The organism is Rhodococcus sp. A14 (assembly GCF_011603105.1).
In the GTDB taxonomy this organism is placed as follows: domain Bacteria; phylum Actinomycetota; class Actinomycetes; order Mycobacteriales; family Mycobacteriaceae; genus Rhodococcus_F; species Rhodococcus_F opacus.
In genome coordinates this window covers 61,220-87,987 of the sequence record NZ_JAAOQS010000007.1, presented here as the reverse complement: position 1 = coordinate 87,987, position 26,768 = coordinate 61,220, and the positions used below count along the sequence as shown (strand labels likewise).

The window sequence follows — 26,768 nt, the reverse complement described above, 5'->3', positions numbered from 1 at the left end:
GCCCGAATCTAGCGGGAGAACAGCTGTCCCGCCCAGACCCGGACGAATCCCTGGGAGAGATATCCGAGCGTCCCGAGCGCCAGCACCCATTTGGTGACGCTGACCGCACTGGTGGTGCGCACAGTCGCATCGGTGATGTGCTCGCGATGAGACAGCAGGTACAGCCCGACGACGTTCTCGGCGTAGTCGCCCACCGCGGAGATCACCGGGGCCGCCGCCAGCACCCTCTGCGTTCTCGCCGAGAGTGGTGTCAGCTCCGCCAGACGTCGTGCGCCCGTGCGCAACGCGACCGCGTAGATCACGGGATGGACGAAGTCCGGGTAGTAGTGGCTGCGGTAGCGTGCCGTGTCGGCGGCGGTCATTCCGTCGAGGATCGCCGTGTAGGACCGGGCGGACCGGGCCGTCTGGATGTCGGCGAGCCGGGGTGCCACCGGACCGAGAAGCCGGACGATGTTCGCCTGCGAGATCACGAATGCTGCAGACCAGCCGATGAGTCTGCGGTCGAGTGCGGTGAGCGCCATGAGCCGATCCTGCCATCTGCCACCGCGACGCGTGCCTCAGCCTGCGCACCGCGACGCGTGCCTCAGCCTGCGGCCTCGGACATCGCCTTGGCATCCTCCTCGCCGAACTTCTCCTCGAGGGCCTCGGGTGAGTAATCCAGATCGATCTCCTCGACCGGGCGTCCGCGCGCAGACTCGATCGCCCCCAGCCGGCGCTGCGCCCGGTCTGCGGCGTACGCGATGAACTCCTGGTCGTCGAGCCCGTACGGCTGGACCTCGAATTGCTTGTTGACCCAGTCGATCATGCCCAGGGCCAACGGCATCAGCTCCGCCATCCGCTCCTGGACGACGTCCCAGTTGCTGTCGTCGGCGGCGACGTGCCGGCGACAGGTGAACGTCCCCCACGCCATGTGGCGTCGTTCGTCGTCGCCGATCCTGCGGACGAGTTCCTGCATCCCCGGCAGGATCCCGCGCGTGGTGCACACCTTCTGCCAGGCGTAGTACCCGGTGAGTGCGAGACTGCCCTCGATGACGTGGTTGTAGGTGACGCTGGCCCGCACCTGATTGGCGGGGCTGGGATCACTCTCGAGCACTTTCAGTGATCCCGGCAGCTCCTCGTAGAACAACTGCCGGTAGTACGGGTTCTCGGCGACGAAGGGATGCAGGTCGCGTGTCAGGCCCACCGCGTCCATCCACAACCGGAACACCTGGGTGTGCTTGGCCTCCTCGAAACAGAACTGCGTCAGGTACATCTCGTCCCCGAAGCGCCCCTCGGCGGCCATCGCCTTCATGAACGGCTGGATGTCCTCGGTGACCGCTTCCTCACCGGCGATGAACTGTGCGACCAGATACGTGGAGTTGCGCTGCTGCTCCGAGTTCAGCCCCTCCCAGTCCTCCGCGTCCCGGCCGAAGTCGAGGTCCGTGGGGTTCCAGAACTTGGCGTTGCCCTTCGTGAACAGCCGCAGCGGGAACGCGTCCCAGTTGAGGCCCCCCGCGCGGAGCGAGCTGAACCCTTGCCTGCCGGGCGCGTAGGGGCGTCCGGGCGTGAGTGTCGACATCGTTGGCCTTCTTCCGGACGTGCGGAAGACGTCGTCGGACGCCCCGCAGCTTCGGGTCGCTCGTCGTGACTACCGTCTCGTTCCGAGCCCCCGCTTCGGTACCCACGCTAGTCCTGCCGAAGCCGTCACGGTTTACATTTTCGGACTTTTTGTCAGCTCTTCTCGGGCTTCATCAGGAACGGCAGGACCGCCGCCGCGAAGTCGTCGTAGCGGTCGCGATGAATGCTGTGCCCGCTGCGGAACACCACCACCCGGCAGTTCGGTATCGCCGCCACCGCGGACTCGAGTCTGCGCGGATCCACCATTCCGCCCGTACCGCCCCGCAGAATCAGCGTGTCGGCCTCGATGTCCGGCAATCTGTCCCACCACAACGGATCCGGGCGGCGGAACTGCTCGAGCGCCGAACCCGTCATCGACCGATCGAAGGCGAACACCGCCCGCGGATGCCGGATCAGGCTCGTCGTTGCGTGCCACAGTTCCGGCAGCGACGGCAGCCGATTCGCGAAGACCTGTTCCGGGTCACCGGGACGCAACGGGAGCGGCGCCTCCTCGATCACCAGCCGGCGAACCAGCCCGGGAGAGGCCTGAGCCGCGAGCGACGCCGCATGACCACCGAGGGAATGGCCGATGAGATCCACCCGCGTCAGCCCGAGGTTGTCGCACACCTCCACCACGTCGGCACCGAACTCCTCGAACAGATACGACCCGGCGCGGGCACTGCGACCGTGCCCCCGCAGATCCAGGACGAGGACGCGTCGCCCGCGGGCGACGAGTGCGCGGGCGAATCGGTCCCAGGTACCGCCGTCACCGCCCATCCCGTGCACCAGAACCACCGGCACGGGATGGACGTCCGACGACCCCGGCACCGAGGACTCGCCACTGTCTCGGTAGGCGATCTCGATACCGGCGCGCGTCGGGGTAGTCCTGCTCGTCTCCACGAGAATCCAGACTAGCGAGTACGGACACCCCGGCCGCGAACTACCGACCCGACCCGTACGGGCGGGTGATGATCTCCAGATAATGACCGGACGGGTCGAGGAAGTAGACGCCTCGCCCGCCGTCGTTGGTGTTGATGGTGCCCGGCAGCGTCTGCCGCGGATCCGCCCAGTGATCGAGACCCCACTCGACGATCAGGCCGTAGATCCGGTCGAAGTCGTCCTCGCCGACGAGGAACGCATAGTGCTGCGGCTGGAATTCGATCGGCGGTTCCGCGAAGTCGAGAGACACCCCGTTGTCGAGGGCGACCGCCAGGAAATGGCCGGCAGGCACGGCGTCCGGCAGTCCGAACAACGTGGTGAAGAATGTCGCCGACTCCTGCTTGTTCTTGGCGGCGACGATCGTGTGGATCAACTACTCGGCCCCGAAGGGCCGGGTTTGCTGCTCACGTTCCCACTGGCTGCGGGAGGGGTGGCTGCTATGGGCGCGGTTGATTGGGCGGCCCTGTACGTGCGATGTCCGAGTGCGGCAATGTTGCGGGCCGCGTTGTGGTCGGCATGACCGGTCCACTGGCAGTGTCGGCATCGGAACGTTGCTTGCGAGACCCGGTTCGCTTTGTCGCAGTACCCGCAGTGTGAGCAGGTTCGCGAGGTGTTCCGGGGGTCAACGACAGCGACAGGTACCCCAGACCTCTCGGCCTTGTAGGTGATCTGCGCGCGTAGCTGGGCGTATCCCCAGGAGTGCAGTTGGGTCCGTTGCCTCCGGGCTAGCCGTACCCGGTCGCGGATACCCGACAGGTCTTCCACCGCAATCCCACGACCGGTGCGTTGTGCCTTGGCAACAATAGTTTTCGACAGTTGATGGTTGATATCGGTGGCGAACCGCTGTTCCTTTCGTCGCCGCGCCTTCAATTTCCGTTTCGCGGATTTCGTGCCGACTCGTTGCAAACTCGCGCGCAGGGCGGCGTACTTCTTCCTACGCGCGGTCACCGCCCCTGCGGACCACCGCACGTCGAGGGTGGCCGGATCGTCGTCGGTGGTGACGGCGAGGTTCACGATCCCCAGATCCACACCCAACCAGCCTTCGGCGGTGTCCGGCGGCGGGGCCGGTTCCGGTGAGGGCTCGTCGACGGTGGCGTACAGGTAGAAGTGCCCGTCGCGGTAGACGAGGTCGGATTCACCCTTGCGGGCAGCGAGAAGCTTGTGTTGCCACGGCGCACACACGAACCGCACACCCCGCATCCGGCCCGCCGTGGTCCAGATCGACACCGTCGAGGAATCCATTTGCCACGACAGGCATCTGTCGTCGAACGGTTGGGCAGCGTGCGGCCGGAATGCGACCGCGGTCTCCGCCACCGCCGTATACCGTGTCGACCCCGGCCGACCGTAGTTTCCGTTGGTCAGGGTCGCCTGCCGGGTGGCGTACGCGTCGGCCACTTTCCGCAGAACATGCAACGCCGGCTGCGCGGAGAGCCCCCGTGCCTTCACCTTCGGATACAGCGCGACTTGCAGCGCCCGCCGCGACCGCAGTCCCCTCGACTGCGCCAACCCGGCCACCTCGTTGGCAACCTCGTTGCACAACACCAACGTCGATTCCAGCGCCGCGAACTGATCCGCAGTGGGTACGAGCTTGACCACGACAACCCTTCTCACCACGCACCCACCGCCTCCCCTAGTCGACTAGCCTTCACCGACCCGATGTGTGAACAGATCATGACAGAGGGGTACGACAAGTTCGGGGCAATACTCACCTCACCGAATTCGACGGCGACACCGAGCGCACCTACTGATCCACCCAGGTCAACAGCCTCAAAGGCGTCTCCGCCCGCCGCCTGCGGCAGGAGTTCCCCGAACACATACGCAAATACTTGCAGGGCAACCACTTCTAGTCGCTCCTACTTCGCCTGCGTCCGCAGGCGAAGCGCCGCTGTCGCTCATCGCCGAATACATCACCAACCAGAAACGACCCGACCCGCCAACCACACCTACATCCACCCGAAACACCCCCGCACCACAGATCAGCTTCCTCCCGTGCCCTGAACGGCCAGGATCCCGCTGATAGCTCAGTTGAAAGAAATGGGCACAGTCGACCCTTTCGAGGTATGCCACGAGTCCGACGATGCAGCCGTGGCCGGCCTCCATGCCTGACGCTGTCCGCCACCGGCACGCGACCCTCTGCACAGCAAAGCATTTCGAACGGTCGGTTCGCAAGGGAGATCGGCTGGGCGGGTTACGCCGCCCGCCCCACCCGATAGCGCAACGTGACGACCCCGGAGTCGTAACCCTTCGACTCCAGCAACGTCAGCGCATGCATCCCGGTGTCCTCGTCGAGGAGCCTGCGTCCCTGTCCCAGCAGGATCGGCACCACGTGCAACTGGATTTCGTCGACCAGTTCGGCGGCGAGCAGCGATCGCGCGAGGGTGATGCTTCCCCACACGATCAGGTCGCCCCCCGGCTCCTGCCGGAGTTGCTGCACCCTCTCGACGGCGTCGCCCGGCCACAGCTGCGCCGGCTCCCGATCCCCCCACGGGGCACTGTCCAGCGTCGAGGAGAACACGAGTTTCGGGATCGCGTTGACGGTCTCGGCCACGACCTCGCCCTGAGCCTGTTCGGTGGGCCAGTAGTCCGAGAACATCTGATACGTCTTGCGCCCCAGCAGGGCGAGGTCCGTGTCGGCGAGCAGACGGAGGTTGTACCGGTCCACCTCACCGTAATCCGGCACCGCATCGAAGAAGTCCAGCTCGCCGGACCGCCCGGCGACGAACCCGTCGAGGCTCGTCAATTCCTGGACGACGACCCTGCGGTGCAGCGTGTCCCGCTCCGTGTCACTCATAGATTCCCTCCACCGACCAACGGCCTGCCGTGCAGATCACCAGCAGCGCCCGCGACTCTTCCAGCAGTACCTGGGCCCGGGCCGCCGTCCGGGCGGCCGGAGGGTCCCACCACCGCTCGTCCACCGGCCACGGTCCGGCCCATCCGCACACCGCCCACTCTCGGCTCCCCCACCGCAACCGCGCGGGAGGCGCGCTGAACACACCACGTTCCGTGACCGTCACAGCCATACCCCGCTCGTCCGACATCCACACCTCCGGATACGCGGTCAGCACCGCGGCAGGCGCCGGTTCCGGCAACGTGCCCGGCCACGGCTCCGACGGATCGTTGCGAGGAATCAACTCGTCGCCCAACGGCAGCAACGTGATGCGCTCCGCCGGGCCCCGCCCACCGCTGAGGACACCCACCTGCACGGCTTCCCCACCGAGCAGGCCCTGCACCCGCACCAGAGCCCGCCGGGCCCGCTCGTCCTGGTCACCGACCCCACCCCACAGACCCAGCTGTAAGGCTCCGGCCGCCACCACTTCCACCGGTTCGAGTCGCAGGACGGCGATACCGGCGGTGGGCCGCTTCTCGCTGCGCCCGGTCAACCACCCGTCCAGCTGCCACCGCACCCGGTCCGCCGTCGCCTCCGGCGTCAACGGTTCCGCACATCTCCAGATCCGGGACAGTTGCTCACCGTTGCCGGTGCTCGCCGAGATCGCCAGCCGGGTGCAGGCCACCGCGGCGTCCGACAGTGTGCGATGAAGCTTCTCCGCCAGCGCACGCCCCGCGAAGGCAGCGGCGTCGACCCGTTCGATGACGGGATCGCACCGTTCCTCGACCTCCAGGTCGGGAGGCAGCGACCGCCCCGACGGGGGACGCTCCGGCTCACCCCGCGCGGCCCGATGCGCCAGCACCGCATCGGTTCCGAACCGCGAAGCCACATCGCCCGCCGACAGCGCGGCGAAACTGCCGATCGTGCGCAACCCGAGCCGGTGCAGCAGATCGACCAGCTCACCGCGGTGGGGTGCCGCGAGGCTCGGCTCGGCGGCCAGTTCCCGCATCGGGAGCGGCGCCAGGAAGGCGGCCCCCTCACCCGGTGGCACGAGAGTTGCTCTGCGCGCGGCGATCACGGCCGTGGACAGCTGATCGGCGATACCGACCTGGCACTCCACCCCCACCGCCGACACCTGGTCCACCAACCGTTCCGCGGCGGCTTCCTCCGAACCGAAATACCGGGCGACGCCCCGTGCGGACAGCACCACGAGCCCGGGTCGCAGCACCTCGACACCGGGCGCCACCGCGTCGATGGCCGAGGCGACCGGCTCGAACAGCCGCGCGTCGCGGTCGGGATCGGCTGCCACCACGTGCAACCGGGGGCACCGGGCCTGGGACTCGCGGCGGCGCAGCCCTCTGCGCACCCCGTCCGCGCGGGCCGGCGCCGAGCAGGCGATCACCCGATTGCCCGACGTCACCGCCACCGGATGCGTCGGCGGGAGGTCCGCGGAGGCGGCCGCCGCGATCGCGGGCCAGTCGGGGCACCACAACGCCAGCACCCGGCTCACAGACCCACCACCTCCACCGGCTCCGGGAAGGGGGCGGCCTCGAGGGACGCCACCGGTTCCGGAGTGCTCACCCATTCCACCCGGCCCTGCGCCGACCGCACGTCCAGCCGGGTGGTGCGCGGCTGGAACGACCGCCCCCGGGCGCACACCGCCAGGCTGAGAGAACGCAACCGCCCGCATCCCCGGTCCTGAGATCCGTTGCCCAGTCCGGCGTAACCGTGCACCCGGGCTTCCAGCCGCATCTCCGCGCCGTCCCAGTGCCCGTCCGTGACGACCAGGGTCGACCCCTTGCTCCGGGCCCGGGCCACCACCGCACGCGCCCGGGACGGCGCCACCGACGCCCCTCCCAGTCCGAGCACCACCAGATCCATTCCGTCCAGCAGCACCGCGGCGATCTCCACCGGATCAGCGCCCGGGTCGGGGATCAGGGCCAGCCGTTCCAGCTGCGCCCCCATCTCGACCGCTGCCAGCACCCCGAGCCGGGGATGCCCGATCACCGCGACGTGTCCGCCGCCCGCGGTCACGGACGCGACCAACCCCAGCAGCAGCGACGTGGCACCCGATACCGACACCACCGAACCGCGCACCAGCCCGCCTCGGGGAAGGAGTTCCGCCAGCGCAGCCGGAACCGGGAGTACCCCGGCAGCATGGGAATCGGGTGCTGCGGAAGTACCCGTCGTGGGGAACGCACTCTCCACCGGGGCGCGGCTCGCCACCGATTCACCGCGCGCGGGAACAGCGGCCATCCGTCGTCGGAGGTAGTCCAGACGCTCCTGCCGGGACAGCCCGGACAACTCGGGAGACCCCGGCACCGGAAACCCCGGCTCGCCGGCCACTTCAGCCAACTCGACACCCCTGACACTCGGCACCAACAGCGGTCGGCAACCACGGGGAAGACGCGGCTCGAACAGACGCTTTGTTCGAACGTATTTTCGAACTCATTTCAAGTAAAGCCGGTCGGTGGTGGCCCGTCAAGTGGACCCCGAATGGCCAGGTCAGGACCGTCGCACATCTCGTGTCCGCACAATCCTCTAACCTGAACGCGTGATGGAGCAGGAGCAGAGCGAAAGGGGCATCGGACCCGAATACCTGGTGGCCGGAAGATACCGCCTGCGGTCCAAACTGGGCGGCGGTGGAATGGGCGCGGTCTGGCTCGCCCGGGACACCCTGCTGCACCGCGACGTCGCCATCAAACAGGTCACCACGACGGCCGGACTCGACCCCGACGAGGCCCGCCGTGTCCGCGAACGCACCATGCGGGAAGGTCGCAACGCCGCCAAACTCGCCCACCGCCATTCCATCGCGATGTACGACGTCGCACTCGAGGCAGGCGAGCCCTGGCTGGTCATGGAGTACCTGCCGTCCCGCAGCCTCGCCCAGGCGATGAACATCGCCGACACACTGCCCCCGCTCGAGGTCGCCCAGATCGGCGCGCAGGTGGCCGACGCACTCACGGCCGCCCATGCCGCCGGGATCGTGCACCGGGACATCAAGCCGGGCAACATCCTCGTCGCCGACCGCGGCCGGGAACTCGGCACCGTCAAGATCAGCGACTTCGGCATCGCCCGCGCCAAGGGAGACTCCGCCGACACCACGAACGGGGTCATCACCGGCACACCCGCGTACTTCTCCCCCGAGGTCGCCCGCGGTCAGGACCCCACCGAGGCGAGCGACGTCTTCTCGCTCGGTTCCACGCTGTACACCGTCGTCGAGGGCCAGCCGCCGTTCGGGATCGACTCCGATTCCATCGCACTCCTGCACCGGGTCGCGAAGGCCGAGATCTACCGTCCCAGTAAGGCCGGGCCGCTCACCGACACGCTGCTGCACCTGCTCGAGCCCGACCCGGCGCGTCGTCCGACGATGGCCGAGGCCCGCGACGCCCTGGCCCGGGTGGCCATGGCCGGGGACGGAAACGTCGCGCACCTCGTCGGCTCGCCCGTCTATTCCGCAGACGGCACCATCCCGGCGTGGGCACACCGCTCGACGCCGTTGCCCGACTCACGCCGGCGCAGCAAACTGGTGAGTTCCACCCAGGCCGGTCTGCCCGCGGTGCATCAGAGCACACCGCTCAAGAACGTGCCGCGTCCGCTCGGCCGGTTGCAGTGGCCGCCGCGCCCGACGAAACCCGCTCCCGGTTCGCCGGCCCCCACTGTCCGCGATCAGGTGGTGGCGTGGGCGCCGATCGCCATGGGTGTCATGGTCGCGATCCTGATCCTGGCCGTGCTCGTGGCCGTGATCGTCCTCCTCGCCCAGCCCTGACACCCCGGGAGGTCAGTCGATCCGCCGGCGGTGCGCCCACCTCGTGAGCGCATTCCGGTTGGACTGCTGTGTCTTCCGCAGCACGTTCGACGCGTGCGTTTCGACCGTCTTCACCGAGATCACCAGTTCCTCGGCGATCTCCCGGTACGTGTAACCGCGTGCGAGCAGCCGCAGCACTTCCAGCTCCCGCGGCGTCAGCGAATCCAGCTCCGGATCCAGCTGCGGCTCAGGAGCATTGGAACGTCCGGTGAAGGAGTCCAGCACGAATCCCGCGAGCCTCGGGCTGAACACGGCGTCACCGCCGGCGACCCGGCGCACGCCGTCGGCCAGTTCCGCGCCCGAGATCGTCTTGGTGACGTACCCGCGGGCGCCCGCGCGGATCACGGCGATCACGTCCTCGGCAGCGTCGGACACGCTCAGCGCCAGGCACACCGGACCCGACTCGATACCCCGCAGCACCGCGACACCGCCGCCGTCGGGCATATGGACGTCGAGCAGCACGACGTGCGGTGACGTGGCGTTGATGCCGGACACCGCCTCCGCGACACCGCCCGCCTCGCCCACCACCTCCATGTCCGGTTCCCTGCCGAGCTCGGCGCGGACACCGGAACGGAAAACGGCATGATCATCGACGAGAAAGACACGGTACGGGGGTGTTTCAGGCAAAGTCACTGCGGCTGTTCCTCGCGTGGACGGGTAGTGTCACCCCACTCTAGGTGACGTGCAGGCGCCGGACGTCTCGGAGCCGAACGACCGGAGGAAACCAGTCGTCCTCCTCGTCACTGTCGCCACCCGCGCCGGAAAAGGCGACGAGAACGGTCGAGAATGCACCGATCACCCACCATTTCGTGAGGAAGCCGAACCTTGGCCACGATCCGTCGGACTTCAGGATGCACAGTCCACACAGTGCTTTCCCCGCCGTTGTATGGAACACCGATTGAAGAACGGTTCGGTGCACGAACGACACTGCAATCCAGGAGGACACTGCCGCAGCGAAAGACCACGGCGTGAGTTCCGGAAATGCCTCGCACACCGCCGACACCCCGATCGCAACGCCGATATGGAGGAGCCAGTCGATCGCGAAGGCGGTCGCCCGCCGCAGCCTGCGGGGCGAGGGGTAGCGGGGGTCACCGTGCACGCCGTGCCTGCTCGGTACGCCCCGGCGTGAATCCACCGTCATGTCGGTCTCAACCGTCATGTCGGTCTCCCGGCGGAAGCTATGGCTGTCCCCGTTCACGGCAGACGCCCGTCGATCTCGTCGCGGGCACGCCGGACGTCGTCATCGAGTCCGGTCCGGTCCAGCATCTCGTCGACGACGGCGTCGCTGAACCTCGGTGTGCCGACGGTGTCCTCCTGCACGTAGGAGCCGAGCATGCCCCCGAACTGGGAACGAGGGTCGGTGAGCTTCAGCCCGAACGCACCGTTGACGGCCCCCTTCACGCCTCCCTGAACCGCACCCTTGCCGCCCGCTTCGGCGACGTTGCCCCAGTCCATGCTGTCGCGTCGCCCGTGTTCCTTCTCGTACCACTGCAGGCCGGCTTCCAACGTCGCCTGCATGGCCGCCGTCCCTGCCGCGCCCTTCAGAGCGCCCATGGCGGCGCGGGTGAGGATCGAGGTGATCAGCTGCCGGATGATCATTCGGACGGTGACCTGTGTGGCCGCTTCCGCCGCGAATGCGGCCGGGCTCGCCGCACCGAACGTCATCGCGCTGGCCGCGGCTACCGCGACGAGTTCGGCCGCGAGCGCCACCAGCGCCGCGATGATCGACAGTTTCGCGACCCGGACGTCGTCGGCCGACCAGTCGAGGGTGTCGCCGAGTTCGTGGAGCAACCCCGACAACTCGCGTAGCGCCCCGTCCGCACCGATCCGCGCCCATTGCTGCGCCATCGCGGTGTCGACGTCACCACTGACCCCGGATCTCGCCGACCGCATGGCGGCGTCGGCCTCCTCGATGATGTCGTCGAGCGAGGCTCCGGCGTCCTTCCACCCCTGCCCGAGCCGCTCCATCGCCGTTTCGTCCGCGTCGGGCCAGTCCGCCCCGACCACCTTCTCCGCCAGCCACCGGACACTGCCCGGAACCTCGATGCCCATCAGAACAGCCCGGCGAGGCTGGATGCGGTGCCGCGGTCGGTGTCGTCGAACGAGTCGGCGGTGCTCCTGAGCCTGGATCCGAGCGCGGCGAGCGCCCCGGCCGCGAACCCCAGCGACCGCCCGGCCACGTCTGCCGACGCCAGATACCCGCTCGCGAACGTCGTCCCGGTCTCGTCGCCGCCCCAGCACTCCCCCTCGGCCTCGAGGGTCGAATGCAGTGCGGCGGCGACCTCTGCCATCCGCTGCGAGAGCGCCTCGAATCGGGGCGCGACGCTGCGCAGATGCGCCGAGTCCACCCACAGTTGCGCGCTCACTGCCATCCGTCCCGCAGGACCGGCCGATTCCACCGCGGGTCGTCGGGATTATCCGGGTCCGGTTCCCGATCGGCCGGGACGCCGCCGACGTCGGGTTCGAGGCGCGGGAGGAAGTCCCGCAGGCTCGGAGCACCGGGAACGAGGTCCGGCAGATCCGGCAGGGTCTCGGTCGCGGACACGATCGATCCCATGATGCGCATCGACTCGGTGTGCGCGGCCTCGCCCGCCCGCCGGGCGGCTTCGGTCATCGCACGCCCCAGCGACTCGGGAGTCGACCGCCGGAACGCGTCGGGGGCGAGGTGCACGTCCACTACGCCGCCCACCGAGTTCACCACCACCTGCACCAGTCCGTCGGCCGACGCCCCACTCACCCGCAGCTGCGCCACCTGCTGCTGAGCGGCATGCAGATCCTGCGTCTGCCGGTCGAGCGTGGCCAGCATCGAATCGATCTGATTCTGCAACTCGCGCTCGCGCACGCGCAGACCCTCACGGTCGAACATGAAATCCCCCCTTGACATCTCGCGCGTCTCACCCCGCCACAGCAGGATGCGACCACACGACCCCCACAGTCGTGTCGCCGGCGAACATTACCCTCTCACCGGGACAGCATGCGAGCAGACACCGCGCACCAGTGCGCCGACACGGCGAAAGTGGTGCTCACGCACCCTGACTGAACGGCACGTCCTCGACGCCGGCAGCATCCGAGTCCTCGGAAGCGCCCGCTGCCGCCCACGTCCGGCCGTTCCGCGGCATGTGGATTCGCACCTCGGTGCCCTTGCCGGGTGCGGACCGCACGTCGACGTGCCCGCCTCGCCGCTCGATCCGTCCACGGATCGACTTCGCGAGGCCCTGACGGTCCGGGGACACCTCGTCGACGTCGAATCCGACGCCGCGGTCCCGGACGAACACGCTGACCTGTTCGCGCTCCGCTTCGGCGAACAGGTTGATGTCCGTCTCCCCGGAATGCTTGGCCGCGTTGACCAGAGCCTCCCGCGTCGCACCCAGCACCGCCGTGAAACTCTCCTTCGACAGACCCTCGCCCGTGTCGTCGACGTCGAGCGCCACATCGCCGACCGTCACCGGCCGCACCGTGACGCCGTGGTGGTCCTCCACCTCGCCCGCGATGATGCGCAACGCCTCCGCGAGACTCGAATGGTCGGCGTCTCCCCCACCGAACAGCCACTTCCGCAGTTCCCGTTCCTGCCCCCGGGCCAGCCGCGCGACCTCCTGCGGATGGTCGGCCTGCTTCTGGATCAGCGCCAGGGTCTGCAGGACGGAGTCGTGCAGGTGTGACGCGATCTCCTCACGCTCGTCATTGCGGATCCTGGCGGCACGCTCCGCGCCCAGCGCGCGCCACAGTCGCAACCACAGGGGCACGGTCAGCAACCCGGCGCCGACCAGGGTGACCACCACCGCCAGCAACGACGAACGCAGCGCAGCGAGATCGACCTGCGCGAGGATCACCACACCGAGACCCGACACGATCAACGTCACGCCGCCGAGGACCCGCGCCCAGGTGAGGACGGTGGGACGCTGCGGTAGCCCGATGACGGTGCGCGGGCCCTCCGAATCGAATTCGCGCCACACCAGGGCCGCGCCGACCGCCACCACGATGATCGGTGCGATCACCGAACCGACGCGGCCACTGAACAACCACGACAGCGCGGACGCACCGGCCAGGCCGATCGCGATCAGTCCGTACGCTCTCCGTCGCTCGGACGCACTGGGCTTCTCGGTGTCGGAACCCGCGGCCGTGAAGATCCACAACAGTCCGTAGGCGACGATGCCCGCACCGGCGAGCGCGGCGAGACAGGCGAACGCCACCCGCACCTTCATCACGTCGACACCCAGCTGATCGGCGATACCACCCGCGACGCCGCCGACGATGCGACCACCGGTCCGGCGTTCGAGCCGCGGCATGGGGATGCCGCCGGATGGGACAGGCGCGGTCACGGCGCCCGCGTACTGGGCGCCGCCCGCGGACGTGTTCGACACAGGGTGCACATCTTCGATACTGGCACGATCCCCGGGCCGCGGCATCAGGGTCCAACCCTGACTTCGGCACGCGTTCCGGCCCACCCCGACCGGAAAGATCAGGGTAGTTCCCGATGTACGCCCGCCGCGCCGACCGGAACGATGGTCATATGAGCAATGGGAGCTTCCAAGAGCAGATACAGGATCTGTGGCGGACCCGACCGGTGCGGTTGCCGGGCCGTGGTCACGTCGCCGGTGTCTGTGCGGGAATCGGCTACCGCTACGGCGTCGATCCCGTACTGATACGAGTCGCCTTCGTCGTGTCCACCATCTTCGGTGGCGCCGGTGTGCTCCTCTACCTGGCGTGCTGGCTCGCCCTCACGAAGTCGGGCGACCCGGCCTCACCCGCGGAGTCGCTGGTGGGACGCGGTCACAGCTCCGACTCGGGCACCAAGACCATCGTCCTTCTCGTCGCACTGGCCATCGCGCTGACCACCGTCGGCCCGTTCGGTGTCGGCCTCGGCGGCTCCGGGCTGATCAGCATGGCGCTGATGCTCGGCGGCCTGTGGTTGCTGTACCAGCGGCAGCCGATACCTCCGCCGTTGCCCGCCGGAGCCGTTGCCCCGGGTGTCGGGACCGGTTATCCCGGGACGAGTTTCTCGCCGGGTCAGTTCGGCGCCAACCCGTTCGGCCCGGGCACGTACGGTCCGAGTGCCTACGGTCCGGGTGCGTACGGTCCGGGTGCGTACGGTCCGGGTGCGTACGGTCCGGGTGCGTACGGTCCGGGTGCGTACGGTCCGTACACGAAGCTTCCCGACTCCTACACGCCGAGCACACCTCCCACCTCGGACGACAAGACGGCCGACGCGCCCACCGAGGCACTGAATCCCGAAACCGCTGCCGCCCAATCCGATCCGGTGTCGTTCGAGAAGTCCCCGGCCCCCGGTCCGCAGGTCGACGCACCCTCGGCCCCGTTCGCGCCGCTCGAACCGCGACCGCCGGCGTGGGATCCGCTCGGTGTAGCCCCGTTCGCGTGGGACCTGCCCGAGCCGGCCAGGACCACCACTCCCGCAGTCCAACCGGAGCGCACCCACTCCCGTCTGACCACCATGGTGATCGGGTTGGCCATCCTGGCGGCCGCGGCGGCGACGGCATTGTCGGTCGCCACCGGATCCGACTGGTTGAACCCCGGTCGCATCGGCGCCGTCGCGCTGGCCGTCATCGGAGTGGGGCTGCTGATCGGCGGATTCCTGCGCAAGGGCTACGGCCTTCTCGTCGTCGCAGGTCCCCTGATCGGTTTCGTGATCCTCGCCTCGATCGTCGGGTCCCTCGACCTGAACAGCGAGAACATGGGCGACCGGACCTGGAACCCGACGACAGCGGCCGCCATCGAGCCCGCCTACTCCGGTGGCTTCGGCAGCTTCACGCTCGACCTCCGGAACGTCACTCTGACCGAGGACAAGACGGTCGACGTCAGCGGGCAGTTCGGTGAGGTCGTGGTGCTCCTGCCGCCCGGCATGAACGTCGAGAACCACTGCACCGCCCAGTTCGGCGACGCGCAGTGCCTCCCGGACGGTCTCGACGGTGGCGTCGACGGCACGGACGGCCCCGTTCTGAACCTCAATGCAGATGTCCAGTTCGGAAGTGTGGAGGTGCGCCGTGGATGACATCGACGACACTCAGGACAGCGAGCAGACCGGGACGCGGAAGCGCCCGTCGCCGCTCCTGCTCCTCGCAGGATTGGCAGCACTCCTGGTGAGCGGCTGGGCGCTCGCGGGGCCGTTCTCGCTGGAACCGCTCGCGAAGGTCGAGTTCCGCTGGCTGTTCGTGGTGGTGGCGGTGCTGGTCGGCGTGGTGCTCGTGTTCGCCCCGAACCGGCGGCGATAGGGGCGCAAGCGCATGTGCGCGGTGAGCGAGTCGTCGGACTCGCTCACCGCGCACAGTGCGTCACTCCCACTCGATGGTGCCCGGCGGCTTGCTCGTGATGTCCAGCACGACACGGTTGACGTCGTGCACCTCGTTGGTGATCCGGGTGGAGATCCGCTCGAGAACGTCGTACGGCAGTCGCGTCCAGTCCGCCGTCATCGCGTCCTCGCTGGACACCGGGCGGAGCACGATCGGGTGACCGTAGGTGCGTCCGTCACCCTGCACGCCGACGCTGCGGACGTCGGCGAGCAGCACCACCGGGCACTGCCAGATCTGACCGTCGAGCCCGGCGGCCGTCAGCTCTTCGCGCGCAATGGAATCCGCGTGACGCAGGATATCGAGCCGCTCCTGGGTGACCTCGCCGATGATGCGGATGCCGAGCCCGGGACCGGGGAACGGCTGGCGTCCCACGATTTCCTCGGGCAGACCCAGCTCGCGTCCCACCGCCCGGACCTCGTCCTTGAACAGCAGGCGGAGTGGTTCCACGAGCGTGAACTGCAGGTCTTCCGGCAGTCCGCCGACGTTGTGGTGGCTCTTGATGTTGGCCGTGCCGGTACCGCCGCCGGATTCCACGACGTCCGGGTACAGCGTGCCCTGCACGAGGAATTCGACCGTGTCGCCGTGCGCGGCGTTCTCGCCCAGCACGTCACTGACCGCGCCCTCGAAGCTGCGGATGAACTCGCGGCCGATGATCTTGCGCTTGGTCTCCGGGTCGGACACCCCGGCCAGCTCACCGATGAAGGTGTCGGCGGCGTCGACCGTGATCAGCTTGGCGCCGGTGGCGGCAACGAAATCCTGTTCGACCTGGGCACGCTCCCCCGCACGCATCAGACCGTGGTCGACGAACACACACGTGAGGTTGTCGCCGATCGCGCGCTGCACGAGCGCCGCCGCGACAGCGGAGTCGACACCGCCCGAAAGTCCGCAGATCGCCTTGCCGTCGCCGACCTGCTCGCGGACCTGCTCGACGAGGGCGTCGGCGATGTTCGCGGCCGTCCATGCGGGAGGAATGCCTGCGATCTCGTGGAGGAACCGGCTGAGCACCTGCTGGCCGTGCGGCGAGTGCAGCACCTCCGGGTGGTACTGCACACCGGCGAGCTTGCGGGCCCGGTCCTCGAACGCGGCGACGGGTGCGCCCTCGCTGGTGGCCGTCACCTCGAAGCCCGCCGGGGCCTCGGTGACCGCGTCGCCGTGACTCATCCACACGGGCTGGCTGGACGGAAGTCCCTCGTGCAGCAGACCACCCTGCACCTTGAGGTCGGTCCGGCCGTACTCACGGGTGCCGGTGTGCGCCACCGTCCCGCCGAGCGCGCCGGCCATGGCCTGGAATCCGTAGCAGATGCCGAACACCGGAATGTCCAGATCGAACAGTGCCGGATCGAGCTGGGGCGCCCCGTCTGCGTAGACGCTCGACGGCCCGCCCGACAGCACCACGGCGAGGGGATTCTTGGCCGCGATCTCCTCGACGGTCGCGGTGTGCGGAACCACCTCGGAATAGACCTTGGCCTCACGCACCCGTCGGGCGATCAGCTGCGCGTACTGCGCGCCGAAGTCGACGACGAGGACCGGTCTCTGTTGCTCGATATCTGCCACCGGGTCAGTCTAATCGGCGCAGCTCTGTGGTCTGCGCGACCCCATGACCCGGCCCTCTCGGGTCCTATGCAACGCCGTGCTTCTGCGTGTCGGGCACCACAGAGCTGTTGCGGATCTCGACGATCGGCAGCACCAGTGCGGCGGGCGCCCCCTCCGGGACGACCGGGGCGACCGGGGCGACCGGGTTCAGGCGCCGGTATCCCTCGCCCTGCGCCGGCCGCTGATCCTTCTCGCCCTTGTTCGGCCACAGCGAAGCCGCACGCTCGGCCTGCGCCGAGATCGTCAGCGACGGGTTGACGCCCAGGTTCGCGGACACGGCCGAACCGTCGACCACGCTCAGCGTCGGGTAACCCCACACGCGGTGGTAGGGGTCGATGACGCCCTTCGACGGTTCCGACGCGATCGTGCAGCCGCCGAGGAAGTGCGCGGTGAGCGGGATGTTGAACACATCTCCCCAGGTGCCGCCCGCGCGGCCGTCGATCTTCTCCGCGATCCGGCGGGTCGCCTCGTTGCCCGCCGGGATCCAGCTGGGGTTCGGCTGGCCGTGACCCTGCTTGCTGGTGACCTTGCGCCGACCGAACAGGCCCTTCTTCGTGTACGTGGTGATGGAGTTGTCGAGGTTCTGCATCACGAGGGCGATGATGGTGCGCTCGCTCCACTTGTACGGGGTGAGGACCTTCAGAGCCGTCGGATCCTTCGCCAGTTCCTTGAGGAACGTCACCCACCGCCTGCCGCCACCGTCGGTCAGCAGCGTCTGCAGCAGGGCCATCGAGTTCGACCCCTTGCCGTAGCGCACCGGCTCGACGTGGGTGTCGGACGTCGGGTGGAAGGACGACGTGATGGCGACGCCCTTGGTGAGCTCGAGCGCGGGGTCCACCTTGTTCTTGGCGGCGCCGAGGATCGACTCCGAATTGGTGCGGGTGAGTACCCCCAGGCGGTCGGAGATCTTGGGCAGCGCGCCCGTCTCCTTCTGGTCGAACAGCAGATGCTGAGTGCCCCACGTGCCCGCGGCCAGGACGACGTTCGCGGCCGTGTACGTCTTGCGGTTCCGGTTCTTGCGCGGCCCGCTGCGCCGGGTGAAGACGTCCCAGGTGCCGTCGGATGCCTCGCGCAGACCGGTGACCGTCGTCATCGGGATGATCTCGGCACCGGCCTTCTCTGCGAGGCCCAGGTAGTTCTTGAGCAGGGTGTTCTTGGCGCCGTGCCGGCATCCGGTCATGCATTCGCCGCATTCGATGCACCCGGTGCGGTCGGGGCCGACGCCACCGAAGTACGGGTCGGGCACGGTCTTTCCCGCTTCACCGAAGAAGACACCGACCGGGGTCTGGATGAACGTGTCGCCCACGCCCATGTCCTCCGCGACCGACTTGATGATCTCGTCGGCGGGGGTCATGTGCGGGTTCTGGACCACGCCCAGCATCTTGCGGGCCTGCTCGTAGTACGGCGTGAGCTCGTCGTGCCAGTCGGTGATGTGCGACCACTGCTTGTCCTGGAAGAAGGAGGCAGGCGGCTTGTAGAGCGTGTTCGCGTAGTTGAGCGAACCGCCACCGACGCCGGCGCCGGCGAGGATGAGGCAGTCGCGCAGCAGGTGGACGCGCTGGATGCCGAAGAAACCGAGAGCGGGCGCCCACAGGAACTTCTTGAGATCCCAGCTGGTCTTCGCGAAGTCCGCGTCGGCGTAGCGACGGCCCGCCTCGAGGATGCCGACCTTGTAGCCCTTCTCGACCAATCGGAGCGCGGTGACACTGCCACCGAATCCGGAACCGACGATGAGGACGTCGTACTCCGTTGCGCGCTGCTTGCTCATCACTCGACCTCCAACGACACCTGAGTTATTACTCGCCAGTATGCACCCCGCGGCTGTGACAGCTGCCACAAGGGTCACCTAACTGTAACGAGAGGTATCAGGAACGGTCGCGATACCCGCAAACGCACGTCGCCCGATGCCTCACCAGTGCAGTTGAACTGCACCGATGTGACATCGGGCGACGAGAGAAAGCAGTGACGGACGGACGCCTCAGGCGCGGACCGTCAGGCCCACCTTCTGGAATTCCTTCAGATCCGAGTACCCCGACTTCGCCATCGACCGGCGCAGCCCGCCGACGAAGTTCAGCGAACCGAACGGGTCATCGGACGGACCCGTGAGGACCCGGTCGAGCGACGGACGGTCACCGAACGAGACCGGCAGCATCGTGCCGCGCGGAACCGAGGGGTGCGCCGCGGCCGACGGCCAGTACCAGCCGCCGCCGGGAGCTTCCGCGGCAACGGCCAGCGGTGCGCCCAGGACTGCGGCGTCCGCGCCACAGGCAATCGCCTTGGCGAGGTCGCCCGAGGACGTGATGTCGCCGTCCGCGATCACGTGGACGTAGCGTCCACCCGTCTCGTCGAGGTAGTCGCGGCGGGCAGCAGCGGCGTCCGCGATCGCCGTGGCCATCGGAAGACCGATGCCCAGCACCTCACCGGTGGTCGTGGCGCCCTCGGTGGAGCCGTATCCGACGATCACACCGGCCGCGCCCGTGCGCATCAGGTGCAGTGCGGTGCGGTGATCGCTCACCCCACCGGCCACCACGGGGACGTCGAGCTCGGAGATGAACGTCTTGAGGTTCAGCGGCTCGCTGTCGCCGTGCGCGACGTGCTCGGCGGAGATGATCGTGCCGTGCACGACCAGCAGGTCGATGCCCGCCTCCAGCAACTGCGGGGTCAGCGCCCGGGCGTTCTGCGGGCTGACCCGCACCGCGGTCGTGACACCTGCATCGCGGACCTGGGCCACGGCAGCGGCCAGAAGTCCCGGCTGCAACGGCGCCGCGTGCAGTTCCTGCAGCTTCTTGATCGGCGCCTCGACGTCGACGTCCGACTCGGCCAGTGCGACGAGTTCGGCGAGCTTCGCCTCGACGTCCGCGTGCCGGCCCCACAGACCCTCACCGTTGATGACCCCGAGGCCACCACGCTTGCCGAGTTCGATCGCAAACGACGGCGAGACCAGCGCGTCGGTCGGATGCGCCAGCACCGGAATGTCGAACCGGTATGCGTCGAGCTGCCAGGACGTCGACACCTCCTTGGAGGAGCGGGTCCGGCGGGAGGGGACGATGTCGATGTCGTCCAGCTCATAGGTTCGTCGGGCTGTTCGGCCCATGCCGATCTCAACGAGGTCGCGCACGCGCGCCCCTTTCTCGTGAATCGTGACTGGTTGCTAGCGAGCGGTGTAGTTGGGAGCTTCGACCGTCATCGTGATGTCGTGCGGGTGACTCTCCTTCAGACCCGCAGCCGTGATCTGCACGAACTGCGCGTTCTGCAGCTCCTCGATCGACGACGCTCCCGTGTAACCCATGGCGGCCCGCAGACCGCCCGTGAGCTGATGGGTGACCTGGGACAGCGGACCGCGGAACGCGACCCGGCCCTCGATGCCCTCCGGAACCAGCTTGTCCTCGGACAGCACGTCGTCCTGGAAGTAGCGGTCCTTGGAATACGACTTCGCGGCGCCACGGCTCTGCATCGCGCCGAGGGAACCCATGCCGCGGTAGCTCTTGTACTGCTTGCCGTTGACCAGGATCAGCTCGCCCGGCGACTCCGCGGTGCCTGCGAGCAGCGAACCGAGCATGGCCGTCGACGCGCCTGCCGCCAGGGCCTTCGCGATGTCGCCGGAGAACTGCAGTCCACCGTCGGCGATCACCGGCACACCGTGCGGCTTGGCCGCGGCGACCGCCTCGAGGATCGCCGTGATCTGCGGGGCGCCGACACCGGCGATGACACGGGTGGTGCAGATGGAGCCGGGGCCCACACCGACCTTCACCGCGTCCACACCGGCTTCGATGAGAGCGGCCGCACCACTGCGGGTGGCGACGTTGCCGCCGATGATCTGCACACGCTCGTCGACCTCTGCCTTGAGCTTCGAGATCATGTCCAGCACGCCGGCCGAGTGACCGTGGGCGCTGTCGACGACGAGCACGTCCACCCCGGCGTCGGTGAGGGCCATTGCGCGGCTCCACGCCTCGTCGCCCACACCCACGGCGGCGCCGACGAGGAGCCGGCCGTCGCGGTCCTTGGTGGCGTCCGGGTGCTGCTCGGTCTTCACGAAGTCCTTGACCGTGATGAGGCCCGTGAGCTTGCCCTGACCGTCCACGATCGGCAGCTTCTCGATCTTGTGGCGGCGGAGCAGGCCCAGCGCCACCTCCGCGGTCACACCCTCCTGGGCGGTGATCAGCGGGGCCTTCGTCATGACCTCGGACACGGCGCGGTTCTGATCGACCTCGAAGCGCATGTCGCGGTTGGTGATGATGCCGACGAGCTGCCCCGCCTCGTCGGTCACCGGAAGTCCGGAGATCCGGAAGCGGGCGCACTTGGCGTCGACCTCGGCGAGGGTGTCCGACGGCTTGCAGGTGACCGGGTCGGTGACCATTCCCGCCTCGGACCGCTTGACCGTCTCCACCTGCCCGGCCTGCGCCTCGACCGACAGGTTGCGATGCAGGACGCCCATCCCGCCGGCGCGGGCCATGGCGATGGCCATCCGCGCCTCGGTGACGGTGTCCATCGCGGAGCTGACGAGCGGCACTCGCAGCCGGATGTCCCTGGTCAGCTGGCTGGACGTGTCGACCTGGCCGGGGATGACATTCGACGCCGCCGGCAAGAGCAGGACGTCGTCGTACGTGAGACCCAGCATCGCGACCTTGTTCGGGTCGTCACCGCCGGTGTGTACATGCCCTGCTGAACTTGTCATGCGGTTCGGGCCCTCCATGGAACATAGGTGCGGCGCCGGTGGCGCCGTCTGTGGACATTCAGATCTTCGATCTGGTGGAAACTTTCGGGAACACGGATACAAGAAAAAGGCCGGAGCGACGATCGATATTCCCAGCTCCACAAACCATGATATCGGCTCGACGCGATCACCACGGAGCCCACCCACGCTGGGCGTACGCCGAACGGCTGGCGCAGACCGGGCTGACCTGCGTACCGTGGTGCTGTGCGCGATCAACTGCCTCCAGGTCTGCCCCCGGACCCCTTCGCCGGCGACCCCGCCGACCCGTCCGCAGCTCTCGACGCGATCGAACCGGGCCAGCCACTCGACCCCCACGAGCGTCTCGCCGTGGAGGAAGATCTGGCCGACCTCGCCGTGTACGAGGCGCTGCTGGCGCATCGCGGGATCCGCGGTCTCGTCGTCTGCTGCGAAGACTGCCAGCAAGATCACTACCACGATTGGGACATGCTCCGTGCCAATCTCCTCCAGCTTCTGGTCGACGGCACCGTGCGCCCGCACGAGCCCGCCTACGACCCGACACCCGAGGCATACGTCACCTGGGATTACTGCCGCGGCTACGCGGACGCCTCGATGAACGACGCTCTGCACGGCGACGGTTTCGACGCCTGATCCGGCACAACCCGATACAGACCACTGTGGCCCGACACGCGAAGTGTCGGGCCACAGTGGTCTGTGCGGAAGGGCCGCCGAACCGCTAGCTGGTGGGCGGCGGCACCGGGACCGGGGTCGTGGTGGTGGGTAGTGGCACCGTCGAAGGCTCCTGCGGCGGCTGCTGGGTGGATGGCTCCGTCGCCGGAATGTCCGAGGGCAGCGTCGGAACCAACATGATCGTGGGATCCGGGCTCGTGGACGGCAACGTCTCGGGCGGAGGCGGCAGCGTGGGCAGCTGCGGCAGCGGAATGGGCGGCAGTCCCGGAATCTGCAGATCCGTGGGCAGGGTTCCCGGCAACTGCTCGACTCCCGGCGCGGTCGTGGAACCGGGTGTCCCCGGCACCGTGGCCGGCAACTCGGTGGTCTGTGTCGGCGCGTCGGTGGTGGTGGTTCCCGGCGTCGTCGCCGCGGGCGGCGTGGTGGGAGCGATCTTCTCGACCTCCGCGGCGAGCTTCGCACGCCACACGTCGAGTTCGTTGCGCAGGTCGGCGTCGAGCACCCCGCCGGAACGGCCTGCGGCGCCCTCGAGCAGGTTCTTCGCCGCCTCCGCGTCGCCCGCGGCGATCAGCCGCTCGGCCTCCTGCAGCTGCGACGTGGTGTCGATCTGCGCGACGGTCGAATCGGCCTGCTGGCTGAATACGACCGACTTGACGCTCCACAGCGGATCGCCGGGTGCGGCGTTGTACGAGAAGATGGTGGCGCCACCCATGACGACCGCGATCGCGGCGGCAGCGCCGGCGATGGGTCGCAACAAGCGGAGCTTGCCGCGGGCAGCGCTGCGTGCGGAACGGGCGTCCGAGGCGTCGATCGCCGCGATCACGTCGTCGAGCAGCGGCCCGGTCGGCATCGGCGTCGCCACGATGTCGGCGCGCCAATTGGTCAGCAGAAGCGCGAGCTCGTACTGCTCCGGCGAATCCGTCGCGACAGGACCGCCACCGGCGATCGCGTCGATCAAAGCGTCGTCGCGGCGCACTGCCGCGACGTCCACCGGTGCGTCGTCTCCTGGGAGATCGGCATCGGGATTGCCGTTGCGCTTGATGCCCCTAGCCAAACCTCTCACCTGCCCTCGTCACTTCTTTTTTCAGTTTCGCGATGGCTCGGTGTTGAGCCACGCGGACAGCTCCCGCGGTACTACCCACGGCCGCGGCCGTCTCCTCGGCTGACATACCGACCACGAGGCGGAGGATCAAGATCTCCCGGTGCTTTTCCGGCAGCGTGCTCAGCAGTTCGTTCATCTGCCTGCTCGCTTCCGAGTCCAGCGCCCTCTGTTCGGGTCCGTCATCGTTGGCTACGACATCCGGTACTTCGGCGACGGGCTCCGACTTGTTACGGGCGGAGTTCCGATGCGCGTCGGCGACCTTGTGCGCGGCGATCCCGTAGACGAATGCCATGAACGGGCGGCCTTGATCCTCGTAGCGAGGTAAGGCCGTCATCACGGCGAGGCACACTTCCTGTGCCACGTCATCCGCGGAGAGTTGTCCCCTCTCCGCAGCACCGACCCTGGCTCTGCAGTAACGCACAACCAAGGGCCGAATGTTTTCCAGGACCAGAGCTAAAGCGGCCCGGTCACCCTGCGTTGCAGCGGCGACGGCGGAGTCCAACTCCTCGCTCGTATTAGTCATCGTTGCTGAATATCCTGGCGTTACAGTGGCACCTCCCCCGATGGGTGTGCTCCCGCTCTCAGCGGAACACTCCAAGAGTAACGGTGCGGACCGAACGGTATTCGCCCGGATTCGCAGCGATTCGCGCGCAACCCGCCCGTACGGGGCCGAGCAGCGGAGTCAGATTCGGAAGCGCCCACCTCGCGCCCTGATGACGGCTTCGCACTCCACACGCACGGCCTCCGCACGTGAGTCGGATGTCACACCACTCAGCAACATCGCAGCTGCCCACTTCAGAGGTATCAAGCCGTACCGATCGCACCGGTCGAGCACATCCGCGGCAAGCCGTGCCGCCGGACCCGAATCGGGCTCCCCTGTCATCGACGCGCTCCGCAGCAGATCCGATTTGACGTGGTGCCGCACAGATCCGGCAGCCTCCGAAATTTCCGCTGCGGTCTCGGCGTGGCGGCGCGCCGAGGCGAAGTCTCCGCCCGCGAGAAACAACTCGGCGCTCACCCAGTGCCTGCGGACGCGCTGTCGCCACAGTTCGCCGGGAGCACGCTCGTCGAGGTATTCGGAGCACCTGTCGAGCAGCCGCCGGCCCAGTGCCAGCCGGCCGCACCCCAACGCGTCGGCCGCCAGCCCCGTCATCGCGTCACACCGCGCTTCGTGAACGAGGACGTCGTCGCCGTCGCCGGGACCCGTCCCGACGACGGCGAGAGCCCGGCCGTCGAACCCGGACGCCACACCGTGCCAGCCGAGCTGCCTCAGCAACGACGCCTGCGTGCTCCACGCGAGTGAGGCGACCGCGGGTTCGGCCACCTCGCCGCGCGTCAGTGCGTCCAGCTCTGCGCGGGATCGGGCGTAGTGCCCCCGGGCGCCCCACGCCACCGCTCGCATCCAGCGCTCGACGGGAACGTCGGACGCCGATAGCGGGCACGCGCCCGGATCGGCGCCGAACGCCGCGCGGATCAACGAATTCGTGGGGTCGGACCGGAGAGTGGAGTCGGGCACGCCGAGATCATTGCATCGTCCGGCCGCTCTGCGGTCAGGTGACCGCGGTGACGGCGTCCACCGCCTCGTCCAGCGTGCCCAGCACCGCTATCGACCGTGGAAGTGACTGCGTCCGGCATCCGGGGCCGCCCGCGAGCATCGTCAGCCCGGTGCGCCGCCGGCGGATCGCCCGCAGGAGAGACGGGAGGGCGCATCCGGCGGCGGGCAACCACAGGACGATCACGTCCGGCTCGGCGTTGGTCACGGAGGCGAGGAGCGCCGACCGGCACAGTGGCAGCGCCATCCGCGTGTCCACCGAGGCAGTGGCCAGGGCGGCGCCCAGTGCCCGGAATTCGAGGCCGTACGGATCGGCGGGAACCGTGTCCTTCGAGTCCGCAGGCACGTGCACGAGCAGGACACGGCCACCGCCACCGATCGGCGCGTCCAGCGTCATCGTGGACAGAATCCCTGCGACGCATTCGGCGAAGACGCGGACACTCGCAGCGGCGGCGTCCGAATTCCTGCCCTCGTCCGCCCATTCGAGCACCGGAACGACCAGGGTCGTCCACATGGAGCTGAATCCCCGCTCCGCGACGGCCCGCACGATGATCCGCCGGATGGTCACGACGTCTCGCGCCAGCAGCGCACCCGATAAATTCCGGACGGATGCCTCGGCGCCACCGAGGCCGGAAAAAGGTGACAAAAGGTTCGACGGGTCTGTTTTCATCCCGTTCACCGAGTTGTCACCCAGATTTTTCACACCCGGTCGGCGGTCGCTTTCTGACGAATACGTAGCCATTGCGTTAATCGCATATCTCGCGGCCTCCGCGGAGTTTGCACCACCGTCCAGCGCATGTTGCATGCATTCGAGCCGGGCGACGTCGCGCGGCGTGTACCGCCGGTGACTTCCCTGCACGTGAACGGAGGGCCCGATGCCGTATCTGCGGTCCCAGGTGCGGAGCGTCGACGGAGCCACCCCGAGCTTTCTGGCCAGGGCCGATACCGAGATCGTGGGTCCCTCGTCCGGGGATCCGGAAGAGGGCTGGGTTTCTGGCTCCGCGGGCTGGGGCACCCGGACATCGTTACCCGCGCCCCGGGGTCTTTCAACCCGAAACGGAATCACGGAACCGCGGGAAAGTAAATATTTTCCAGGTTAACTTTCAGTTCGTGGGATATGTAAATCGCCACTGTGAACAACTATTGACGCGATTTCACAACCGACTCTACGGTTAGCGACGTGAATGATTCAGTGGCTTGAACGTACCTACGAGCCCACGGTCCGCTCGTCGCCCGAGGCGAGCTTGCAGCTAAGGAGTCCACATGCCTGCACCCAACCACCTGCCCGGCCCGAACGCCGATATCTGGGATTGGCAGATGCACGGACTGTGCCGCGGGGTCGACTCCTCGATGTTCTTCCATCCCGACGGAGAGCGTGGCCGAGCTCGTGCGCAGCGAGAGACCCGGGCCAAGGAAATGTGCAGACGCTGCCCGGTCCTCGCCCAGTGCCGCAATCACGCCCTGAGCGTGTCCGAACCGTACGGGATCTGGGGCGGAATGTCCGAGACGGAACGCGAGATGCACGCCCGGCACAGACGCGGCCGGATAGCAGTCTGACCGCTCGACCACACTCATCGGGGAACCCTCGTCGCCGCACGGGGGTTCCTCTCGTCACATCGGCACCCTCCCACCCATCCACCGCGACGCGGTCTCCGAATGCCTACCGGCTGGAGGAGATGAGTGG

Annotated in this window: 27 protein-coding genes and 1 pseudogene; 5 read left to right on the top strand and 23 right to left on the bottom strand. The window is 68.2% G+C overall.

Features of this window, described 5'->3' with window-relative positions; all coding sequences use genetic code 11:
* Positions 1–8: 8 nt before the first annotated feature.
* From G9373_RS06245 to G9373_RS06205, 8 genes are all read right to left on the bottom strand, one after another.
* Complete coding sequence (locus G9373_RS06245; RefSeq protein ID WP_005572775.1) at positions 9–521, bottom strand: hypothetical protein; 513 nt, start codon at positions 519–521, stop codon at positions 9–11.
* 62 nt (positions 522–583) lie between these two features.
* On the bottom strand, positions 584–1,558 hold the full coding sequence (locus G9373_RS06240; RefSeq protein ID WP_005257095.1) for a R2-like ligand-binding oxidase: 975 nt from the start codon (positions 1,556–1,558) through the stop codon (positions 584–586).
* A gap of 152 nt (positions 1,559–1,710) precedes the next feature.
* Complete coding sequence (locus tag G9373_RS06235; protein ID WP_005257096.1) at positions 1,711–2,496, bottom strand: alpha/beta fold hydrolase; 786 nt, start codon at positions 2,494–2,496, stop codon at positions 1,711–1,713.
* A 40-nt stretch (positions 2,497–2,536) separates the two neighbouring features.
* Positions 2,537–2,908, bottom strand: coding sequence for a VOC family protein (locus G9373_RS06230; protein ID WP_043793368.1), 372 nt, complete (start codon positions 2,906–2,908; stop codon positions 2,537–2,539).
* Positions 2,905–4,131: a transposase gene (locus tag G9373_RS06225; protein WP_346842808.1), complete on the bottom strand. Its 1,227-nt coding sequence runs from the start codon at positions 4,129–4,131 to the stop codon at positions 2,905–2,907. The genes G9373_RS06230 and G9373_RS06225 overlap by 4 nt, the downstream gene beginning before the upstream one ends.
* A 592-nt stretch (positions 4,132–4,723) precedes the next feature.
* Positions 4,724–5,326 carry a dihydrofolate reductase family protein gene (locus tag G9373_RS06215; protein ID WP_005572772.1) on the bottom strand — a complete coding sequence of 201 codons (603 nt, stop codon included), beginning with the start codon at positions 5,324–5,326 and terminating at the stop codon, positions 4,724–4,726.
* Positions 5,319–6,872, bottom strand: coding sequence for a DNA polymerase Y family protein (locus tag G9373_RS06210; protein ID WP_167114428.1), 1,554 nt, complete (start codon positions 6,870–6,872; stop codon positions 5,319–5,321). The genes G9373_RS06215 and G9373_RS06210 overlap by 8 nt, the downstream gene beginning before the upstream one ends.
* Positions 6,869–7,708: a hypothetical protein gene (locus G9373_RS06205; RefSeq protein WP_025432258.1), complete on the bottom strand. Its 840-nt coding sequence runs from the start codon at positions 7,706–7,708 to the stop codon at positions 6,869–6,871. Before G9373_RS06205 ends, G9373_RS06210 begins: the two co-directional genes overlap by 4 nt.
* A 211-nt stretch (positions 7,709–7,919) precedes the next feature.
* Between G9373_RS06205 and G9373_RS06200 the strand changes: the two genes are divergently transcribed.
* Positions 7,920–9,131: a serine/threonine-protein kinase gene (locus G9373_RS06200; protein WP_005257120.1), complete on the top strand. Its 1,212-nt coding sequence runs from the start codon at positions 7,920–7,922 to the stop codon at positions 9,129–9,131.
* Positions 9,132–9,143: 12 nt separating this feature from the next.
* Here G9373_RS06200 and G9373_RS06195 read toward each other — a convergent pair whose 3' ends face one another.
* The 6 genes from G9373_RS06195 to G9373_RS06170 all read right to left on the bottom strand — a co-directional run bounded on the left by G9373_RS06195 (position 9,144) and on the right by G9373_RS06170 (position 13,531).
* Positions 9,144–9,803, bottom strand: coding sequence for a response regulator transcription factor (locus G9373_RS06195; protein WP_005257121.1), 660 nt, complete (start codon positions 9,801–9,803; stop codon positions 9,144–9,146).
* 40 nt (positions 9,804–9,843) lie between these two features.
* Positions 9,844–10,329, bottom strand: coding sequence for an RDD family protein (locus G9373_RS06190; RefSeq protein WP_240960390.1), 486 nt, complete (start codon positions 10,327–10,329; stop codon positions 9,844–9,846).
* Between the two features lie 35 nt (positions 10,330–10,364).
* Positions 10,365–11,222, bottom strand: a complete 858-nt coding sequence (locus G9373_RS06185; protein WP_054248424.1) for a hypothetical protein — start codon at positions 11,220–11,222, stop codon at positions 10,365–10,367.
* Positions 11,222–11,536: a type VII secretion target gene (locus G9373_RS06180; protein ID WP_052024043.1), complete on the bottom strand. Its 315-nt coding sequence runs from the start codon at positions 11,534–11,536 to the stop codon at positions 11,222–11,224. Before G9373_RS06180 ends, G9373_RS06185 begins: the two co-directional genes overlap by 1 nt.
* Positions 11,533–12,036 (bottom strand): YbaB/EbfC family nucleoid-associated protein, encoded by a 504-nt coding sequence (locus G9373_RS06175; protein WP_120659330.1) that lies wholly within the window; start codon positions 12,034–12,036, stop codon positions 11,533–11,535. Before G9373_RS06175 ends, G9373_RS06180 begins: the two co-directional genes overlap by 4 nt.
* 157 nt (positions 12,037–12,193) lie before the next feature.
* The gene (locus G9373_RS06170) at positions 12,194–13,531 is read right to left on the bottom strand and encodes an ATP-binding protein (RefSeq protein WP_167114425.1); all 1,338 of its coding nucleotides are present in this window, start codon (positions 13,529–13,531) and stop codon (positions 12,194–12,196) included.
* A 113-nt stretch (positions 13,532–13,644) separates the two neighbouring features.
* On the opposite strand from G9373_RS06170, the gene G9373_RS06165 reads away from it, so the two are divergent.
* Both G9373_RS06165 and G9373_RS06160 read left to right on the top strand, forming a co-directional pair.
* The gene (locus tag G9373_RS06165; protein WP_167114422.1) at positions 13,645–15,177 is read left to right on the top strand and encodes a PspC domain-containing protein; all 1,533 of its coding nucleotides are present in this window, start codon (positions 13,645–13,647) and stop codon (positions 15,175–15,177) included.
* Positions 15,170–15,397: a hypothetical protein gene (locus G9373_RS06160; protein ID WP_005570995.1), complete on the top strand. Its 228-nt coding sequence runs from the start codon at positions 15,170–15,172 to the stop codon at positions 15,395–15,397. The genes G9373_RS06165 and G9373_RS06160 overlap by 8 nt, the downstream gene beginning before the upstream one ends.
* Positions 15,398–15,457: 60 nt before the next feature.
* Here G9373_RS06160 and guaA read toward each other — a convergent pair whose 3' ends face one another.
* The 4 genes from guaA to guaB all read right to left on the bottom strand — a co-directional run bounded on the left by guaA (position 15,458) and on the right by guaB (position 21,743).
* Positions 15,458–17,029 (bottom strand): glutamine-hydrolyzing GMP synthase, encoded by a 1,572-nt coding sequence (gene guaA / locus G9373_RS06155; RefSeq protein WP_005570997.1) that lies wholly within the window; start codon positions 17,027–17,029, stop codon positions 15,458–15,460.
* 64 nt (positions 17,030–17,093) lie between these two features.
* Positions 17,094–18,836: a GMC family oxidoreductase gene (locus G9373_RS06150; protein WP_005257140.1), complete on the bottom strand. Its 1,743-nt coding sequence runs from the start codon at positions 18,834–18,836 to the stop codon at positions 17,094–17,096.
* A 210-nt stretch (positions 18,837–19,046) separates the two neighbouring features.
* Positions 19,047–20,186 (bottom strand): GuaB3 family IMP dehydrogenase-related protein, encoded by a 1,140-nt coding sequence (locus G9373_RS06145; RefSeq protein ID WP_005257142.1) that lies wholly within the window; start codon positions 20,184–20,186, stop codon positions 19,047–19,049.
* 33 nt (positions 20,187–20,219) lie between these two features.
* On the bottom strand, positions 20,220–21,743 hold the full coding sequence (gene guaB / locus G9373_RS06140) for an IMP dehydrogenase (protein ID WP_005570999.1): 1,524 nt from the start codon (positions 21,741–21,743) through the stop codon (positions 20,220–20,222).
* 243 nt (positions 21,744–21,986) lie between these two features.
* Between guaB and G9373_RS06135 the strand changes: the two genes are divergently transcribed.
* Entirely contained in the window at positions 21,987–22,391 is a 405-nt protein-coding gene (locus G9373_RS06135) for a DUF5319 domain-containing protein (protein WP_005239778.1), read from the top strand.
* A gap of 85 nt (positions 22,392–22,476) precedes the next feature.
* Here G9373_RS06135 and G9373_RS06130 read toward each other — a convergent pair whose 3' ends face one another.
* The 5 genes and pseudogenes from G9373_RS06130 to G9373_RS46260 form a co-directional block, all read right to left on the bottom strand.
* A complete protein-coding gene (locus G9373_RS06130) occupies positions 22,477–23,493 on the bottom strand; it encodes an anti-sigma-D factor RsdA (RefSeq protein WP_043792231.1) in 1,017 nt (338 codons plus the stop codon).
* Positions 23,477–24,055: a sigma-70 family RNA polymerase sigma factor gene (locus G9373_RS06125; protein ID WP_005239770.1), complete on the bottom strand. Its 579-nt coding sequence runs from the start codon at positions 24,053–24,055 to the stop codon at positions 23,477–23,479. Before G9373_RS06125 ends, G9373_RS06130 begins: the two co-directional genes overlap by 17 nt.
* A gap of 159 nt (positions 24,056–24,214) precedes the next feature.
* Positions 24,215–25,048 (bottom strand): hypothetical protein, encoded by an 834-nt coding sequence (locus G9373_RS06120; RefSeq protein WP_167114419.1) that lies wholly within the window; start codon positions 25,046–25,048, stop codon positions 24,215–24,217.
* Between the two features lie 34 nt (positions 25,049–25,082).
* Positions 25,083–25,652, bottom strand: coding sequence for a transcriptional regulator (locus tag G9373_RS46265; protein ID WP_317611074.1), 570 nt, complete (start codon positions 25,650–25,652; stop codon positions 25,083–25,085).
* Between the two features lie 198 nt (positions 25,653–25,850).
* A pseudogene (locus G9373_RS46260) lies at positions 25,851–26,099 on the bottom strand (MerR family transcriptional regulator); the annotation flags it as partial.
* 248 nt (positions 26,100–26,347) lie between these two features.
* On the opposite strand from G9373_RS46260, the gene G9373_RS06110 reads away from it, so the two are divergent.
* Positions 26,348–26,641 (top strand): WhiB family transcriptional regulator, encoded by a 294-nt coding sequence (locus G9373_RS06110; RefSeq protein WP_005239766.1) that lies wholly within the window; start codon positions 26,348–26,350, stop codon positions 26,639–26,641.
* Positions 26,642–26,768: the final 127 nt, after the last annotated feature.